The organism is Acinetobacter modestus, assembly GCF_014636095.1.
GTDB lineage: Bacteria > Pseudomonadota > Gammaproteobacteria > Pseudomonadales > Moraxellaceae > Acinetobacter > Acinetobacter modestus.
Genome location: NZ_BMDV01000001.1, coordinates 676,156 through 692,799, shown reverse-complemented (window position 1 = coordinate 692,799; position 16,644 = coordinate 676,156). Strand labels below are relative to the sequence as shown.

Sequence of the window (16,644 nt, the reverse complement as noted above, 5' to 3'; positions counted from 1 at the left end):
ATGGCAAAAATATCACAAATTGTGTAAAAAGTGCTCTATAATCTTGCTGTGAAAATTGCAAATACTTGGTTATTTCACATATTTAAACAATTAAAAGGAATATTTTAGCGCTATGAATGGGGTGTTTTATTTCATTCGTTACGATATTCACTGTGTCACTTTATAAAAATATTGAAAAGACCATAGGGTAATGTTTAGAGGGAAAAAGTATGTTTGATTCAAAAAATGTAATTGTCTTAGATCAAATGCTTATCTTAACTAAAGAAGGTAAAAATGATTTGGTTTATCACAATGATACGCTGTTGAAAGTAATGATGATCTCTAATCAGCATCTCATCGTCGCCGATGATTACCAAACCAGTTTCTTATTGAAACAGAAGGATGAAAATGTGATTTGGTCATTTATCTAATGTTATGTACTTTTTTGATGAGTATTGATTCAACTGTCTAGATTGATTGATGGAATTTATTGTTTGAGTTCCATCAATATTGGGCAACATTCATTTTCTGTCGTTTTACACTCGTGTAACCATGTGGAAAGTCTTTGCTTAAGACCCATAAGTTCCTGAATTCTTTGATCGATCTTGCTCAATCGTTGTTCAATAACATGTCTGACTTGGATGCGATCTTCTAAATTCAATGTGAGCAATTCTTTAATTTCATTCAGTTGTAATCCAGCATCCTTCGCTTTCTGAATAAAGCTCAAGGTCTCTAAATCTTGCTGACTATAATGTCGGTAACTTTGAGTACTTTCAGGTATTCGCATTAAGCCTATACGTTGATAATAACGAATGGTTTCGACATTAACGTGGCAGGATTTTGCTAGTTTTCCGATTGTAAGGTTCATTTTCTCATACCTTTGTTGGGATAGTAAAAAAGCACTTGACTCTGTACCTAGGTACAGACTTTATCCTAGTCCTATCGAGAAAGAAAAGATAGGTGTCGTCATGACTCAACAACCATCTTCATGCCATTCTAAAAATGAAGTACCGCTTGTGTACGAATATATTGATCCAGTTTGCGGTATGACAGTCGCTGAAAATTCGCAGTACTATTTTGATTATCTAGGTATCCGCTATTTATTCTGTTCAGCAGGTTGCCAACAGAAATTCAGCTCAAAACCTGAAAATTATTTAAAATCAGATCAAGATCTAAAATTGACATCATCTTGCTGTGCTAAGCAGCCTCAACAAAAAGCAGGTTCATGTTGTGAAAGTGAATCAGAGCTGTCTATTGAATTAGCTCAAACATCTTCTTGTTGTAAGCCTAAGCCAACGAAGCAAAAACTAAGTTCATGTTGTGGCCCTAAACCAGAAGTACCATCTATTCAAGATGAAGCTAAAAAATCTTCTTCTTGTTGGGGTGGAAAGCATGATCATTCAAGTGAAAGCAATTTAGTTGATACAGAGATTGATCCTGTTTGTGGTATGTCAGTCAAAATCACGACAGATTTAAAAACAGATTATCAAGGTAAAACCTATTATTTCTGTAATTCATCTTGTTTATATAAATTTAAAAATGATCCTGAATTTTATCTAATTCCAGTCGATCAGCGTCCTGTACCTGAGGAGGCAATGGATATGGATTATACCTGTCCAATGGATCCTGAAATTGTACAAAAAGGGCCAGGAACTTGCCCAATTTGTGGGATGGCACTTGAGCCGATGCAACCCACTTTGGATGATGGACCAAATCCTGAGTTAGTAGATTTTAGTCGACGTTTTTGGACTACATTACCTTTGAGTTTGTTGGTGATGATCTTGGCCATGGGTTCACATATTCATGCCTTTATTTCGCCACATGTTCAGCCGTGGATTGAACTTCTTTTAAGTTTGCCTGTGGTGCTATGGGCGGGTTATCCCATTTTACAGCGTTGTTGGGTGTCCTATAAAACAGGACATCTGAATATGTGGAGTTTGATTGGTGTTGGGGTACTTGCAGCATTTATTTATAGTGTTATTGCCACGATTTTTCCATCATTAATCCCTATTGAAGCGAAAACAGGGCATGGTGTTGCTGTGTATTTTGAAGCAGCATGTATGATTGTTTCGTTGAGCTTACTGGGTCAAATTTTAGAACTAAAAGCACGTTCACAAACAGCAAATTCATTAAAAGCTTTACTACGTTTACAACCTGCTAAAGCGAAACTTGTGCAGCATGATCAAGTTGTTGAAGTAGATATAGCGATGGTCAAACAAGGTGATATTTTGCAAATATCATCGGGTGAGCAAATTCCATTAGATGGTCTAGTCGTTGATGGAAAGACCTATGTTGATGAATCCATGATGACAGGTGAGCCTGTTCCTGTGAAAAAGGAAAAAGATGACCGAGTGATTGGCGGGACAATTAATCAACAAGGCGCTATTCGAATCCAAACAACTGCTGTGGGTACGAACACGACATTAGCCAAAATGATCCAAACTGTCGCTGATGCGCAACGCTCCAAAGCACCATTGCAACGAATTGCAGATGTGGTTGCAAAATATTTTGTGATCGCCGTACTCAGTATCAGTGTGCTGACTTTTATTGCGTGGATGGTATTTGGGAAAGCACAGTTTGATTTGGCTTTAATGTGTGCAGTCGCTGTTTTGATTATTGCTTGTCCATGTGCTCTTGGCTTGGCAACGCCAATGTCAGTGATGGCAACCACGGGTCGAGCAGCTCAAAAAGGTGTGCTGTTTAAAGATGCAGAAGCAATTGAAGCCTTAAGCAAGGTCAATACTTTGATTATTGATAAAACAGGAACATTGACCGAGGGTAAACCAAGTTTAAAAGAGATTCGGCCTTTATCTGAAGCGTATAGCCAGACACAAATTGAGTTATGGATTGCATCGATTGAACAATATTCGACACATCCAATTGCACAGACATTAACTAAACTGGTTGATCTAAATCAATTGCTCAATGTCTCTGATTTTGAAGATGTCGCAGGCTTTGGTGTGAAAGGAAACATTGATCACCAGACCCTGTATATTGGTAGTCAGAAGCTTATTGAACAGTTGGCGTTGACCTTAGATGCTGATTTAATCCATGAGTTGGATCAAAAACGTGCACAAGGCGATGTGTTTAGTTTTTTGATGTCAGAACAAGAAGTGATTGCCTATATTTCGATTCATGATGCAATCAAACAAAATGCCAAAACTTTGATTGATCAACTACATGCTGATGGAATTGAAGTAATTATGGCAACTGGTGATCATCAGAAAAATGCAAATATGGTTGCAGATGTTTTAGGTATTAAAACAGTCTATGCCAATCTTGATCCTAAGCAAAAACTTGAAATTGTGAAACAAGCACAAGCTCAGGGAAAAATTGTGGCAATGGCTGGGGACGGTATCAACGATGCACCAGCACTAGCGCAGGCGAATGTTAGTATTGCGATGGGAACAGGAACAGATATTGCCAAGCAAACAGCGCAAGTGACTTTAGTTAAAGGGGACATTCAAGGGGTTGCACAAGCAGTTCATATGGCAAAATTAGGGGTAAAAAATATGAAGCAAAATCTTGCATTCTCTTTTGTTTATAATGGATTAGGTGTTCCTGTTGCAGCAGGTTTATTTTATCCACTAACAGGATTATTGCTCACACCAATGTTTGCTGCTGTAGCAATGTCATTAAGCTCGCTCTCTGTTGTGGTGAATGCTTTACGTTTGAATAAATCATAATTCATTTTTAGAAAAATAAAGCTTCTATTCTCATAAGTTGAGAGTGGAGGCTTTATTTTGACCCAACTGACATCATCAAAATGAATACTGTCAATTCTATTTCTCTCTTTTATCCTTAATTTGAATGAAAACTATTGGGAAATAGCTAAGGATGGAACTGAAGATGCAAAACAATAAATTTAGTCGTGTTGTAAAATCACTTTTTACTTCAAGTATTATCGTATCATCATTATTATTGACGAATGCGAGTCATGCAGCACCTGAAGGTAAACTGGATTTAACACTTTCTGCACATTCACAAAATAAGATTAAACAGCTACTTAACGATCCTAAAACGTGGCAACAAATTCCAAATCAAGTCACTTTATGTGTGTTCTCTCCAAATGGAGAGCATAGTGAGGCTTTTGAACAGGCTACAAGTTACATCACTGAAATTCCACGTATGGTACGTGTAGCCAAGCAGTTTGGTGTCAATATGAATGTGACACGACCATCTCATTTACAGTTCAAATTAGATTTTGATTATCCAAAACTTAAAAAATCAGCGTCTACTTTGGTCAATTTAAAAGTTTATACCAATGAAGCGGTATTAACAGAAGATTTCCGTAGTAAACGCTGTGATGGTGCAGGGATTAGTAATCTGCGTGCAAAACAATTTAATAAATTTGTAGGAAGTATTGATGCAATTGGAGCACTACAAACCTATAAACAATTAAGTTCAGTGATTCAAGTTCTAGCTAATCCAAAATTTGATGAAAAAATGGTGAATAAAGACTATGAGGTTGTGGGTGTTGTACCGTTAGGTGCAGCCTATATCATGGTGACGGATCGTAATATTAATACTTTAGCCAAAGCAGCAGGTAAGAAAGTTGCGGTTTTCCAATTTGATGAAACTCAAAAGAAATTGGTACAAAACGTGGGTGCGCAACCTGTCTCAGTTGATTTGGTGACTGTCGGTGGGAAGTTTAATAATAAAGAAGTTGATATCATGGCAGGTCCAGCTATTTTATTTGAACCGCTTGAGTTACAAAAAGGGATGACAGATAAATCGGGCAAAGCTGTTGGCGGAATTATCAAGTTCCCAGTCATTCAAGTCACTGGAACGTTAATTATGCATCGCAATAAGTTTCCAGCAGGAATGGGTTCTATTGCGCGTGAAGTTATCTCAAAACAGTTGAACCCAGCATTTGAATTTGTAGATAAAATTGAAGCCAAAATTCCAGATAAATTTTGGCTTAACCTTAACGAAAGTGATAAACCTGGTTATGTTCGATTAATGCGCGAAGCTCGAGTGCAAATGACCAAAGAAGGTTTTTACGATAAAGATATGATGAAGTTGCTGAAACAGGTTCGTTGTTCACAAGACCCTAGCAATTATGAATGTGCTTTGAAAGATGAGTAATCTTTAAGTCATTTTACATTATAGAAAAAGAGAATCATGGAAGTATCTGGATTAAGTTATAAACTTGGTATTTCCAACTTTGATCAATCAAGTGATACGTCATATCCAAAGAATTGATCATTTGATTCATAGAAATGATTTATTTTATAGAAATGAAGAGCTATAGGATCAATCATGAATATAATTTTTCAACTTAAAAATAAATTAATAAAACAAGATGTTAATCTAAATAAACCAGCAACGTGGCAGGAAATTTTGGCTTTTGAATATAAGCATCAAGTTAAATTATCACCCATTTTAACAGCTTACTTTTTGGAATTTAATGGTATAGCTGACCGAGATACGGATGATAATTATTTTACGTTCGTGTCGCTGGACGCATTCCAATCGGTTGAAAGTATTTCAAGCTACTATGATAAAGATAAGTTTTTATACCCTAACTGTTTTGTATTTTCGGACTATCTAACGTGGTGTTGGGGGTATGCGGTACAACTAGATCAGATTGGTTCGGATGGTGTTGTATATCATGTGGGAGGATCATCAAAAAGAAAAGTTGCAGATTCATTCACAGCATTTTTAAATCAATATTTGATTGATAGTGATGGATTATTATAAAAAATATTTAATAGAGATTGTTAAAAGGTTCATAAAAGGATGAGCAAAAGTTAAATTATTATTTTAATTCGATTTGAAAAAGTACTCCAGAGATGCCGCTGCATGGTCGTTACCCTGAACCCGATGAGTTCAAGGTGGAGGCGACGCATACTTACTGGGTTTCCTACTCGAGGTAGGCATACACTCAAAATACACAGAACGCATCCATAAATTTAAGTATCGGCAGGGGAATAGACGTACTGGCGAACACCCTAGAGACAGTTTTAGTATAACCTATCTTTACACGATGACAATCGCTACTTGTAAAGATAATTATTAATTGATGAGGCTTTGTGCAATTTTACTCAACAGTTTGTTCTATATCTTCCAAAATCGTTTGGAGTAAATGCTCACAATGTGCATATTCCTGTAATGATTTGTTTAAGCTAAACACTTCTTGAGCCATTTGCAGTGCAACCATAATAACAAGTTTATTATGTTCAACACGTGGTGCGTTACGGCGCATATCATGAAACTTTTGATTTAAAAATTCAGCGGCACGTTCAAGTTCTTCTCGCTTATCTTCGGTCGTATTTAGACGGAAGGTCTGTTCAATTAAGCGAAGCTCAACAACAATGGGTTCACTCATGATCAGGTTTCCTCTTGAGTTTCAGCATTTGGATGCGCGAGTTGCTGAATTTCTTGTGCATGTTGATCCTGTGCAGTACCTAAAATTGAAAGACGTTGAATAATCGCCTCAACTTTAGATTTTGCCAACTCATTTTTCTGTAGCAAGCGATCACGATCTTGTTGTAAATCTTGAATTTCTTGCTGACTATGACGTTGCTGTGCTTGGAACTTCTCTTTATTTACACGTAAGTCATTACGCTCAGCCAAAATCTCTTGGAAGCGGTTTTTTAAATCAGTGGTGCTTTTCTCTAAACGGCTATAACGTTCCGCTAAAGTTGTTGCATCTTGATTCAGTTGTTTAAATTGATCTTGTAACTGAGACAATTGTTCAGTTAAGTTATCAACTTCTTCCTGCTTTTGCGTGATGATGCTATTTTTCTGCACAACTTGTGCATGGTGGTCAGTTTCAGCTAATTGTTTAGCCTCAGTAAGCGAAGTATTCTCTCGCTCTAAATGATGTAAGCGTGTTTTTAAAACACCAATATGCGCTTGTAGACGCTGTAATTGTTCTAACATAACGAAGGTCGCACAGAGTTGCAATCAAAGGTAATATATACAGCAGTATAGAGATTGGATAAACGAATGCAAGACGATATTTCAGGTTGGACGGAATGGAATGCTCATTTTGATGGGATTGAAGAAATTTCAAGTCCAAGTGAGTTACATGGTTTACTCACAGGTATAGTTTGTGTCACACAAGCGCCAACCACCGATGAATGGTCACAAATTTTAAACACCCTCAACGTGCCAGCTTTACAGCCAGAAGCACTAGAAAGTTTAACGGATGAAGCAGAAGATGTTTCTCATGCTTTGTCAGATGATGAATTAGATTATTTGCCTATGCTTCCAGATGATAGCCATTTGCTCGTAGATCGTGTGCAAGCTTTAGCAGATTGGTGTGCAGGCGTAGTTCTTGGTTTTGGTTTGGCTTCAGGTCATATTCGTGGTGAAGAACAAGAGCTGATTGAACATTTACAAGATGTTGCAGCTGTTGAGTTTGAAGACTCTGATAATGATGAAGAGGGTGAAGAAAGCTATCAGGAATTGTATGAGTTTGTACGTTTGATTCCTGTGAGTTTATCAATTGGTCGTACTAAGATTCCTGTCGCTGAAAGTTCATTATTGAAAAACTTTCATGCCAAAAGCAGAAATCAAGATAATCAGGCGACTGATCCGCAAACGGTTGTCGAAATGTTCACCCCACATCGTCCGAGTTAACTCGGGCGGTGCCTTAAGCTCTTATAAATAAAGATACTTACAATCATTCATCTTCATCAGAAGGACAATATGAAATTAAGTCAAGCCGATTTCAAACAACGTCGTGATCTTCTTGCTAAACAAATAGGCAGCAATAGCATTGCAATTATTGCGACTCGAGCAGAAATGTATCGTAATCGCGATGCGGATTATAAATATCGTGCAGACAGTAGTTTTTATTATCTGACTGGATTCGCCGAGCCAGAAGCGGTTGCAATCATTGAAACTTTTGAAGCAGGTGAGGAATATAGCTATAGCTTGTTCTGCCGTGAACGTAATCGTGAAATGGAAATCTGGAATGGCTATCGTGCTGGGATTGATGGTGCGATTGAAATCTATGATGCAGATGAAGCGTATGCAATTGATCTGCTAGATGAAGAAATTATCGACAAGTTGTTAAATAAACAGCGTCTTTACTATCGTATTGGCCAAAATGCGGAATTTGATGCACGTGTCAGTCAATGGATCCAAAAAGCAGATGCACAACAGCGTCGTGGTGGTGCCGCACCCGCTGAAGTGGTTCAGTTGGACCGTATTGTTGATGAAATGCGTTTGAAAAAATCGACTCAGGAAATTGAGTTGATGCAGATCGCATCCAATATTAGTGCTGAGGCACATACACGTGCCATGCAAACGGTTAAACCAGAGATGATGGAATACGCGTTAGAAGCAGAATTGAATTATATCTTTGGTAAAAATGGTTGCGTGCCATCGTATAACAGTATTGTTGGCGGGGGTGAAAATGCTTGTATCTTGCATTATGTTGAAAATAACAAGCCATTAAACGATGGCGATTTAGTTTTAATTGATGCGGCATGTGAATACGAGTTTTATGCATCGGATATTACCCGCACGTTCCCTGTGAATGGTACATTTAATCCTGAGCAGAAAGCACTTTATAATGTGGTTTTAGCAGCGCAGCTTGCTGCGATTGATGCAACTCGTATTGGCAATCACTATAAATATCCACATGAAGTGGCCGTCAAGATTTTAACTCAAGGTTTAGTTGATCTTGGCTTAATGAGTGGCAATGTGGATGAGCTGGTTGAAAGTGAAGCATTCCGTCAATTCTTTATGCATGGTACAGGACACTGGCTTGGTATGGATGTACATGATGTCGGTGCATACAAGACTGGCGAAGATTGGCGTGCTTATGAGGCGGGTATGGTCGTGACAGTTGAACCAGGTTTATATGTTGCACCGGATGATGAAACCGTCGATGCAAAATGGCGGGGTATTGGCATTCGTATCGAAGACGATATTGTCGTGACTGAAAATGGTCCATTGGTTCTAACCAAAAATGTGGTCAAAACCGTTGAGGAAATTGAAAGTTTGATGATTAAAACAAAAATATAAAGATATGATATGGGCTAATGAATTTAGCCCATTTTTCTATAAAAAAAGAGAATAATAATGAGTGAATATGCGCCAAAATATACCTTTAAAGAAGGAGTAAAGTTGCGGTTATTGTATGTATTATATTCAATGCCAGTGATTTTATTTTTATGGGGCATTTTTGGAATAACTAAAATATCATATTGGTTGGAGTGTTCTCCTTATGGGCGGCAAGTGTTTTTCTATGGTGAATTTGTAGGAATGTATATTTTTTTTGGATGTGTTTCCTTATTTTTTTGGATTAAAAATGATTATCCGGTGATTAAGTTAAAACAATATCCATTACCTCATAAAAAAGTCTTAAGAAAAATAAAATATAAATATGGTTGGCGAGCGGTAATGCCCGTGGTCATTAAATTGATAATTTGTATTTCATTTTTTATTATTTCGATATGGGGATATTTTCAGGCAACCATTATAATTAACAATAATATTAATGTAATAGAGCAGCAGAGTTGGACTGTATTGTGTGAAAATATGAGTCAACGATCAAAAGAAATTAAAATGCTATCAAATATGCAATAACACCAAAAAAACACTAATGAAATTGGAAATCGCGACGGTTTTGTCTTTAATTAAGATGCCATACTTATACCCAAAGTGTGTAATTAATCGCAGCAGCCGCAGGTTGAATTGGATTGGCTTTATGACCTGCCAAATTTTCCATAATTTGTGGAATATAAGAAATTTACATTGCACAAGAAGTTACAGTTGCAATAATTGCAAGATATTTGAGATAAGGTGGTTGTTGTGTATTTCGCTAACTATTTTCTCTCTATACCTTTATTTGCAAGATAGAGGACTTTTGAACAGAAGAATCTTATCGCTATATGCTTTTAATAAATTAGCTACAAAGATCATAAGTTCGGAAACAAGAAAAAAGTATTTAATTTTTAAGTCTAATTTGAATGTAATTTGAAAAAAATAGACCAAACAAAGTACAAATTCCAATCCTGATTTGAGTTAGAGTAAGATAGTCCCGAAACATCAAGTCATGAAAAACTGATAAGGAATAATATTATGCAGCAACAAGTCATCATTGTCGGTGGAGGTATGGTTGGACTCAGCCTTGCTCTAATGTTGGCAAAATCTAATATCGTAGTAAAGCTATTGGAAGCTGTGAAATATCCGAATTACGATGACGAAAACGTTGCGCCTTATCATTCTAGCTTTGATGCGCGTAATACCGCATTGTCACGCCGTAGTGTACAGATTTACCAAAAATTAGGCTTATGGGATGCATTACAGCAACATGCGACACCAATCTTGCAGGTACATATTACTGAGCAGGGGAGTTTTGGTAAGGCACGCTTAGTTGCAGAGCAAGAAAAAGTAGAAAGCTTTGGACAAGTGATTGAGAATGCATGGCTAGGCCGTGTGTTGCTCACCCAAGTACGTCAACAACCATTGATTGAGTTGATTGATGGTGTACAAGTAACTTCACTGACGCAAGACGCAGACCAAGTCCAAATTGAAGCCATGCGCAATGGTGAATATATCCATTCCTTAAAATCCAAGTTAGTGATTGCAGCCGATGGTCGCGACTCTTTCTGCCGCCAAGCGATTGGCGTGGGTGTCGATGAGCATGATTATGACCAAGTCGCGATTGTGACCACCGTACAGACCTCTAAGCCGCACCAGCACGTTGGCTTTGAACGCTTTAGCGCATTGGGGCCATTGGCATTGTTACCATTACCGGGTGAATACCATCGTTCAGTGGTTTGGCCTGTAAAAAAAGGTACTGAAGCAGAATGGTTAGGTGAAGAAAATGATCAACATTTCCTTGATGCCTTACAGGAAACCTATGGTGATCGGGCAGGGAAATTTGAAAAAACGGGTAAGCGTTTTAGCTATCCATTGTCGCAAGTGTTAGCAGATAAGCAGGCGGTTGGACGTGTGGTGTTGATGGGGAATGCAGCACATACCATTCACCCAGTCGCAGGACAAGGTTTTAACCTGTGTTTGCGTGATGCAGATGTGTTGGTTCGGTTCCTGATGGAACAATTGGCGAAGTCCGATGATATTGGTGCTCCAGAAAATTTATTGTCCTATGAGCAATCTCGCTTAAAGGATCAGCAACGTGTGATTAAGTTCTGTGATTCAGTGGTGCGTGGTTTCAGTAATCAAAATCCAATCCTCAAATTATTACGTAATACGGGGCTGATTGCATTTGATGTGATTCCGGGTGTTAAGCCTTTGGTTGCCAATTATGCGATGGGACTAAAAGCATGAGCGAAATGTTAGATGTAGTCATCGTCGGTGGTGGTTTGGTTGGTGGTCTAACCGCTTTATTGCTAGCTCAAGGTGGCGTGCAAGCTACAGTGCTGGATGCTGCACCTGTGCTAGATCAAGAAAAGACATTGGCTGTAATGAATCCTCGAGTATTGGCACTGAGTCAGGCGACGATTCACTTACTTAAAACAGTTGATGTCTGGGATGATTTAGCGCGTCAAATGCCCTATTCAGGTATGCAAGTCTGGAATAAAAATGGCTATGGCGAAATTAATTTTGGTCATGCCTCTGAACAGCAACCTCAATCAGATCAGGCTTTGGGTTCGATGGTTGAGCCAAGTGTCTTGAATGTTGCGATTCAACAGAAAATGTTGCAGCAGCTTAAAGACTATCGTACCCAAGTCAAAGTCATACGGATTGAGCAGATTCCACAAGGCTGGTCAATTCAATTGGCGGATGGCACAACATTAAAAACCAAGTTGCTCATTGGTGCAGATGGTGCGAATTCTTTTGTACGTGAGCAAGCGTATATTGATCTAGATGTATTGGATTATAAGCAAGCCGCGATCAGTTGTGCGATTAAAACCACTCAGCCGAATCAATATGTTGCACGACAAATTTTCCTACCGACGGGTCCATTGGCTTATTTGCCGATGGCGAGTCTTGATCCACAAGAGAACGGCTATTGGCAGTCGATTGTTTGGACTTTACCAGATGATTACGCCGATGAATATTCAGCACTCAGCGATCAAGCGTTTATGCAACTATTGACGCAAGAAAGTCTGCAAATGTTGGGGGAAGTGGTTGCGGTTCGTTCCAGAGCACAGTTCCCACTAAAAGCTCGCGCTGCCCAGCGTTATATTAAATCTGGTTTAGCCTTGATTGGTGATGCAGCACATGTAATTCATCCTTTGGCTGGGCAGGGTGTGAATATTGGTTGCTTAGATGCCGCGGTACTGTGCGATGTATTACTGTACGATTTAAAGCGTGGTGTGTGGGCCAATGATCAAACCTTATTACGTTATGAACACCAACGTAAAGGGCAGAATGATGCCATGATGCACAGTATGTCCGCGATTGGTTGGTTGGAAAGTTCAGAATTATTTCCGTTTGTTTGGGCAAGGAACTTTGGTCTAAAACAAGTTGAACAATTCGATTGGTTTAAAGATCGCTTTATGCGACAAGCGAATGGATTAGGGGCTTTACAGCACACTCGTTATGCTTGCTAAAAAACAGTAGATATTTTTTAAACAATCATTTATAAATCAGAGTGAATTTGGTTATAAAAAGCACAATTTAATGAATATTTTGCTTTGATAAATGAGAAGAGCTTGTTAAATTTCATCAAGTTCTGATGACCAAATAACGATGATGAGAGTTTAGTCATTGTGGGGAGAGTAATATGACGGAAATGAATGATTACGACGAAAACACTGAAGATTCTGCGGTAGACGATGAAGAAGCGAAAGCTGCAGAAAGTGGTGCGGATAGCGAAGAGTCAAGTGCCAATGACGCAGATTTGGCTGAAGCAGAAACCTTAACAGTGACTGCTAAACAGAAACAACGCCAAGCTCTAGAAGATGAGGTTGCAGCGTTTTTGGCACGTGGTGGGCGTATTACCGAAGTGCCACCGGGTGAGACCCACGAATAATTTATGCATAAAAGAAGCCTAATCATAGGCTTCTTTTTATTGAGTTAAAGTAACTAGGATTCTGTGTTTACTATATTATTAGCTTATTGAAATATTTTTCTTATTATTCACAGTCGAACTCTTGCTAATCAATCCTCTAATTGCACCCATTAAATTGCTCATTGGTCAGTTTGTAGTCAGTCGAATAATTTTTTGATAGTTGCCAGTAGTTACGAAAAGAGAGCAGTTGAAAATTGATAAGGATTAAAATTAAAACCATAAATTGTCATGATTGAGGTGCTTTTTTATGTTGATGAGATTCATGTTCACATTCAAGTGGTTGATGTAACTCCTTTAAAATACCACATTGCTGAATTGTACGATGTTGAGAGCATTGCTGTTTTAGGTGATAAAGATCTTGCTTGAGATGTTCTAGATTTTTTATTTTCTGAGAAACTTCATTAAGATATTGATCTATTAGATGGTCTACTTCCATACATGTTTGATCTGGTTTTGCGGATAGTTCTTTGAGTTTTTGAATATCGTGCAGCGTAATTCCAAGCTCTCGACAATGTTTTAGAAATAAAAGCTCTGAAAGCATCTGTGCAGAGTAATAGCGATAATTTCCAGCACTTCTTTTTGCTTTTTCAAGCAATCCAATTTTTTCATAATAACGAATGGTATCTACTGAAACACCAGTCTCTTTTGCTAATTGTCCAATCGTAAGATGAATCATGCTTGACTCTGGAGTTACTCTAGGGTTTTAAATCACTATAACTATAAAAGATTATGTGAGAAAAGTCATGGCAGGATGTGGATGCAATACAGCATGTGCCCCAGCAAAAAAAATTAGCCCAAAATTCAGAAAAGCACTGTGGATTGCTTTAGTTTTAAATGCACTGATGTTTTTTGTTGAGATTATTGGTGGTTCACATGCACGTTCTGTGTCGTTATGGGCAGATGCATTAGATTTTGCAGGTGATGCCGCCAACTATGCTATCTCATTGGCAGTGTTGTCGATGACCTTGTATTGGCGGGCAACAGCGGCTTTGTTAAAAGGTATTACCATGGCTGCGTTTGGCATTTTCGTTATGATGAAAGTGATGTGGACATGGTGGCTTGGGATCACGCCTGAACCGATGTTGATGGGAACGATTGGTGTACTGGCATTAGTCGTGAATGTGGTTGTTGCATTAATGCTTTATGCATTCCGTGATGGTGATGCAAATATGCGGTCAGTATGGCTTTGTAGCCGTAATGATGCGATTGGTAATATTGCGGTGATTATCGCTGCGGTGGGGGTATTTGGGACAGGAACCATGTTTCCAGATTTAATTGTTGCTTTTATCATTGCATATTTAGGTGTTTCATCTGGTTTGAGTGTCATTCAACAAGCCAGAGCAGAAAGAAAAATAGACCCAAATACTTTCGGTACAAAAGCTTAAAAGAGATTGTTTTGATACTTTATCTTAACAGAGGTATAGATTTCACAGAAATCTATACCTCTGTTTTTTTTAATCTTTTTGAGTGAGTTCTAAAGCACGTTGATAAGCAACTTTCTTTTTGATACCTGTCAAATCAGCAGCCAATTGAGATGCTGCCTTGACTGATAAATCTTGTAATAAACGTTTTAGCAACTCATCCAATTTATCTTGCTCCATATCTTTTTCAGCAGTGGCACCACCCACCACGACTACAATTTCACCTTTCTCTTGGTTGTGATCGTTTTCAATAAATACGATTAACTCTTTTAAGGTCATTTTTTTGATGGTTTCAAAGGTCTTTGTGATTTCACGAGCAAAACCTACAGGACGATCTTCACCAAATACCTCAGCCATATTTTTAATACTGTCTAAAATACGATGTGGTGCTTCATAGAAAATGAGTGTTTGTGTCTCATCTTTTAGTTTTTCAAGTTGGCTAATTCGTTGCGAAGCCTTTGACGGTAAGAAACCTTCAAAACTAAAGCGATCACTTGGTAAACCTACAGCACTCAAAGCTGCAATTGCAGCACAGGCACCTGGTACTGGAATGACGCGGATCTTATGTTCTTGTGCTGCGCGTACTAACTTAAATCCAGGGTCACTAATTAACGGTGTTCCCGCATCACTAATCAGAGCAATACTTTCACCATTTAACATTCTTTGTATAAGTTGATCAATTTTGTTACTTTCATTGTGATCATGGCACGCTGTTAACGGTGTTGAGATATTATAGTGTTTAAATAATTGAGCAGATTGACGAGTGTCTTCTGCCGCAACCACCGATACAGACTTTAAAATATCAATCGCACGAAAGGTCATGTCATCTAAGTGCCCAATCGGGGTTGCTACAACAAATAATTGAGCACTCATAAAAGGTAACTCCCTCATGTATTACAAAAAATATTGTTTGCTGCTAGGTTTGGCAGCGCTTGTGAGTCCTGTATATGCGGACATACTCGTGATTCTACCTGAATCGGGTACGATGGCGCGAGCGAGTCAAAGCATCAAACGCGGTTTTCTGAGTGCTTATACAGCATCTGGCAGTAAAGAAAAAATTATTTTTGTAGATTCAACTAAAAATAGCATCGATACGATTTTTAAGAAAAAAATAGATCACAACGTCCATTTGATTGTTGGGCCCTTACTACGAACTGAAATTGAAGAGGTGATTCAAAGGAATCCTCAAATTCCTGTGCTTGCTTTAAATGATGTCAATACTCAAAGTGATAAGGTATGGCAATTTAGCTTAGCAAAGCAACAAGATGCGGCAGCATTAAATCAGCGCTTTCAAAAAGATCGCATCAAAAAGCTTTTTATTGTTCGAGAAACAGGTACTGAGTCAGCAACAGAACTTTTGCTTTCTGCATTAAAGGATCAATTTTCATCAGAAATAGAATTTGTTGATGAAGTACCACAAAAACGATCAAGTAAAGAAGGGGTATTATTGTTAGGGAGTCACCATTGGTTAGAACAATTAGGTACATTACCCGAAAAGAATATTTACGTCACACCGATGAGTATTGAGCAGGGACAATCTATTCCAATCGGTTTAAGTTTTTGTGATACACCCGCGCTATATAATGGGCAATGGGCAGATTTAATCGAAGCCTATAAGAAACAACCAGAAACAATGGCATTTCAACGTTTATTAGCTTTTGGAGGAGATGCTTGGACGATAAGTCAACAATTATTAGAAAACCCTGAGCGTAAATTCACCTTTGAAGGGCGTACAGGTACGATTAGCGTTAAAGATGGAAAAATTGATAGGCAACCTTATTGTTATCAACAACAAAAAAATGAAATTCAAATTTTAAAATAAAAATGGTCGTAGTATGGCAGAAGATATTGTTAAGGATTTGGGTCGTTGGGCAGAACAAAAAGCAAGGGAATTATTGGAATTAGAAAATTACCAATATGTAAATCAAAATTATCATTCTAGATATGGTGAAATTGATCTGATTGTAAGATCAGGTAAAGAGCTTGTTTTTATTGAAGTAAAGGCTAGATCTTCAGGGAGTTATGCGACCGCTTGTGAAGTTATTACTCGCGCGCAACAACGTAAAATCATTAAAACAGCACAATTTTTTTTACAAAAACATCCTAATTATGATGATTTTGATTGTCGTTTTGATGTGATTTGTTTTGATTTTCCAAAGAAATTTGCAAAAACAGTACAACCAGATTTTTCCAAATTGCAGTATGATCAGCAATGGATTCAACATGCGTTTACTTTAGATTGAGTAATAATTTATTATTTTTTAAGATAAATGCCAAAGATTTAACAAGTTTGAAGAT

At 38.0% G+C, this 16,644-nt stretch carries 18 protein-coding genes and 1 other RNA gene; 13 read left to right on the top strand and 6 right to left on the bottom strand.

Annotated features, from left to right (window positions below; genetic code table 11):
• Nucleotides 1-209: 209 nt before the first annotated feature.
• On the top strand, nt 210-410 hold the full coding sequence (locus IEV17_RS03200; protein WP_004663186.1) for a hypothetical protein: 201 nt from the start codon (nt 210-212) through the stop codon (nt 408-410).
• 56 nt (nt 411-466) lie between these two features.
• Here IEV17_RS03200 and IEV17_RS03195 read toward each other — a convergent pair whose 3' ends face one another.
• Nucleotides 467-847 (bottom strand): MerR family transcriptional regulator, encoded by a 381-nt coding sequence (locus IEV17_RS03195; RefSeq protein WP_004663184.1) that lies wholly within the window; start codon nt 845-847, stop codon nt 467-469.
• 100 nt (nt 848-947) lie between these two features.
• Here IEV17_RS03195 and IEV17_RS03190 point away from each other — a divergent pair, with 100 nt between their 5' ends.
• The 3 genes from IEV17_RS03190 (at nt 948) to IEV17_RS03180 (ending at nt 5,682) form a co-directional block, all read left to right on the top strand.
• Nucleotides 948-3,665, top strand: coding sequence for a heavy metal translocating P-type ATPase (locus tag IEV17_RS03190; protein WP_004663182.1), 2,718 nt, complete (start codon nt 948-950; stop codon nt 3,663-3,665).
• Nucleotides 3,666-3,828: 163 nt separating this feature from the next.
• Nucleotides 3,829-5,067, top strand: coding sequence for a putative solute-binding protein (locus IEV17_RS03185; RefSeq protein WP_004663180.1), 1,239 nt, complete (start codon nt 3,829-3,831; stop codon nt 5,065-5,067).
• A gap of 174 nt (nt 5,068-5,241) precedes the next feature.
• On the top strand, nt 5,242-5,682 hold the full coding sequence (locus tag IEV17_RS03180) for an SMI1/KNR4 family protein (RefSeq protein ID WP_004663178.1): 441 nt from the start codon (nt 5,242-5,244) through the stop codon (nt 5,680-5,682).
• Nucleotides 5,683-5,761: 79 nt separating this feature from the next.
• Here the strand turns inward: IEV17_RS03180 and ssrS are convergent.
• From ssrS to IEV17_RS03165, 3 genes are all read right to left on the bottom strand, one after another.
• Nucleotides 5,762-5,943: non-coding RNA, 6S RNA (ssrS, locus tag IEV17_RS03175), on the bottom strand.
• Nucleotides 5,944-6,022: 79 nt separating this feature from the next.
• Nucleotides 6,023-6,310, bottom strand: a complete 288-nt coding sequence (locus IEV17_RS03170; protein ID WP_004663177.1) for a cell division protein ZapA — start codon at nt 6,308-6,310, stop codon at nt 6,023-6,025.
• 2 nt (nt 6,311-6,312) lie between these two features.
• Complete coding sequence (locus tag IEV17_RS03165; RefSeq protein WP_004663175.1) at nt 6,313-6,867, bottom strand: hypothetical protein; 555 nt, start codon at nt 6,865-6,867, stop codon at nt 6,313-6,315.
• A 66-nt stretch (nt 6,868-6,933) separates the two neighbouring features.
• On the opposite strand from IEV17_RS03165, the gene IEV17_RS03160 reads away from it, so the two are divergent.
• The 6 genes from IEV17_RS03160 (at nt 6,934) to IEV17_RS03135 (ending at nt 12,886) form a co-directional block, all read left to right on the top strand.
• A complete protein-coding gene (locus IEV17_RS03160) occupies nt 6,934-7,569 on the top strand; it encodes a UPF0149 family protein (RefSeq protein WP_004663174.1) in 636 nt (211 codons plus the stop codon).
• A 69-nt stretch (nt 7,570-7,638) separates the two neighbouring features.
• A complete protein-coding gene (locus tag IEV17_RS03155) occupies nt 7,639-8,964 on the top strand; it encodes an aminopeptidase P N-terminal domain-containing protein (protein WP_004663171.1) in 1,326 nt (441 codons plus the stop codon).
• Nucleotides 8,965-9,021: 57 nt separating this feature from the next.
• Entirely contained in the window at nt 9,022-9,528 is a 507-nt protein-coding gene (locus IEV17_RS03150) for a hypothetical protein (protein ID WP_004663169.1), read from the top strand.
• A 495-nt stretch (nt 9,529-10,023) separates the two neighbouring features.
• The gene (gene ubiH / locus IEV17_RS03145) at nt 10,024-11,235 is read left to right on the top strand and encodes a 2-octaprenyl-6-methoxyphenyl hydroxylase (protein ID WP_004663166.1); all 1,212 of its coding nucleotides are present in this window, start codon (nt 10,024-10,026) and stop codon (nt 11,233-11,235) included.
• The gene (locus tag IEV17_RS03140) at nt 11,232-12,464 is read left to right on the top strand and encodes an FAD-dependent monooxygenase (protein WP_004663164.1); all 1,233 of its coding nucleotides are present in this window, start codon (nt 11,232-11,234) and stop codon (nt 12,462-12,464) included. Before ubiH ends, IEV17_RS03140 begins: the two co-directional genes overlap by 4 nt.
• Before the next feature lie 173 nt (nt 12,465-12,637).
• The gene (locus IEV17_RS03135; RefSeq protein ID WP_004663162.1) at nt 12,638-12,886 is read left to right on the top strand and encodes a hypothetical protein; all 249 of its coding nucleotides are present in this window, start codon (nt 12,638-12,640) and stop codon (nt 12,884-12,886) included.
• A gap of 265 nt (nt 12,887-13,151) precedes the next feature.
• On the opposite strand, the gene IEV17_RS03130 is transcribed toward IEV17_RS03135, so the two are convergent.
• On the bottom strand, nt 13,152-13,601 hold the full coding sequence (locus IEV17_RS03130; RefSeq protein WP_004663160.1) for a MerR family transcriptional regulator: 450 nt from the start codon (nt 13,599-13,601) through the stop codon (nt 13,152-13,154).
• A 67-nt stretch (nt 13,602-13,668) separates the two neighbouring features.
• Here IEV17_RS03130 and IEV17_RS03125 point away from each other — a divergent pair, with 67 nt between their 5' ends.
• Entirely contained in the window at nt 13,669-14,310 is a 642-nt protein-coding gene (locus IEV17_RS03125; RefSeq protein WP_004663158.1) for a cation efflux transmembrane domain-containing protein, read from the top strand.
• 69 nt (nt 14,311-14,379) lie between these two features.
• Here the strand turns inward: IEV17_RS03125 and rsmI are convergent, their stop codons facing one another.
• A complete protein-coding gene (gene rsmI / locus IEV17_RS03120) occupies nt 14,380-15,219 on the bottom strand; it encodes a 16S rRNA (cytidine(1402)-2'-O)-methyltransferase (RefSeq protein WP_004663156.1) in 840 nt (279 codons plus the stop codon).
• Nucleotides 15,220-15,235: 16 nt separating this feature from the next.
• On the opposite strand from rsmI, the gene IEV17_RS03115 reads away from it, so the two are divergent.
• Together IEV17_RS03115 and IEV17_RS03110 are read left to right on the top strand one after the other, a co-directional pair.
• A complete protein-coding gene (locus tag IEV17_RS03115; protein ID WP_004663154.1) occupies nt 15,236-16,168 on the top strand; it encodes a penicillin-binding protein activator in 933 nt (310 codons plus the stop codon).
• Between the two features lie 13 nt (nt 16,169-16,181).
• Nucleotides 16,182-16,589, top strand: coding sequence for a YraN family protein (locus tag IEV17_RS03110; protein ID WP_004663153.1), 408 nt, complete (start codon nt 16,182-16,184; stop codon nt 16,587-16,589).
• Nucleotides 16,590-16,644 lie beyond the last annotated feature (55 nt).

Bases quoted from the DNA above. Each gene is read 5' to 3' on its own strand.
- IEV17_RS03155 (WP_004663171.1), top strand. From the start codon at position 7,639: ATGAAATTAAGTCAAGCCGATTTCAAACAACGTCGTGATCTTCTTGCT.
- IEV17_RS03140 (WP_004663164.1), top strand. From the start codon at position 11,232: ATGAGCGAAATGTTAGATGTAGTCATCGTCGGTGGTGGTTTGGTTGGT.
- rsmI (WP_004663156.1), bottom strand. From the start codon at position 15,219: ATGAGTGCTCAATTATTTGTTGTAGCAACCCCGATTGGGCACTTAGAT.
- IEV17_RS03150 (WP_004663169.1), top strand. From the start codon at position 9,022: ATGAGTGAATATGCGCCAAAATATACCTTTAAAGAAGGAGTAAAGTTG.
- IEV17_RS03115 (WP_004663154.1), top strand. From the start codon at position 15,236: ATGTATTACAAAAAATATTGTTTGCTGCTAGGTTTGGCAGCGCTTGTG.
- IEV17_RS03160 (WP_004663174.1), top strand. From the start codon at position 6,934: ATGCAAGACGATATTTCAGGTTGGACGGAATGGAATGCTCATTTTGAT.
- IEV17_RS03185 (WP_004663180.1), top strand. From the start codon at position 3,829: ATGCAAAACAATAAATTTAGTCGTGTTGTAAAATCACTTTTTACTTCA.
- IEV17_RS03180 (WP_004663178.1), top strand. From the start codon at position 5,242: ATGAATATAATTTTTCAACTTAAAAATAAATTAATAAAACAAGATGTT.
- IEV17_RS03165 (WP_004663175.1), bottom strand. From the start codon at position 6,867: ATGTTAGAACAATTACAGCGTCTACAAGCGCATATTGGTGTTTTAAAA.
- IEV17_RS03170 (WP_004663177.1), bottom strand. From the start codon at position 6,310: ATGAGTGAACCCATTGTTGTTGAGCTTCGCTTAATTGAACAGACCTTC.
- IEV17_RS03110 (WP_004663153.1), top strand. From the start codon at position 16,182: ATGGCAGAAGATATTGTTAAGGATTTGGGTCGTTGGGCAGAACAAAAA.
- IEV17_RS03195 (WP_004663184.1), bottom strand. From the start codon at position 847: ATGAACCTTACAATCGGAAAACTAGCAAAATCCTGCCACGTTAATGTC.
- IEV17_RS03125 (WP_004663158.1), top strand. From the start codon at position 13,669: ATGGCAGGATGTGGATGCAATACAGCATGTGCCCCAGCAAAAAAAATT.
- IEV17_RS03135 (WP_004663162.1), top strand. From the start codon at position 12,638: ATGACGGAAATGAATGATTACGACGAAAACACTGAAGATTCTGCGGTA.
- ubiH (WP_004663166.1), top strand. From the start codon at position 10,024: ATGCAGCAACAAGTCATCATTGTCGGTGGAGGTATGGTTGGACTCAGC.
- IEV17_RS03130 (WP_004663160.1), bottom strand. From the start codon at position 13,601: ATGATTCATCTTACGATTGGACAATTAGCAAAAGAGACTGGTGTTTCA.
- IEV17_RS03190 (WP_004663182.1), top strand. From the start codon at position 948: ATGACTCAACAACCATCTTCATGCCATTCTAAAAATGAAGTACCGCTT.
- IEV17_RS03200 (WP_004663186.1), top strand. From the start codon at position 210: ATGTTTGATTCAAAAAATGTAATTGTCTTAGATCAAATGCTTATCTTA.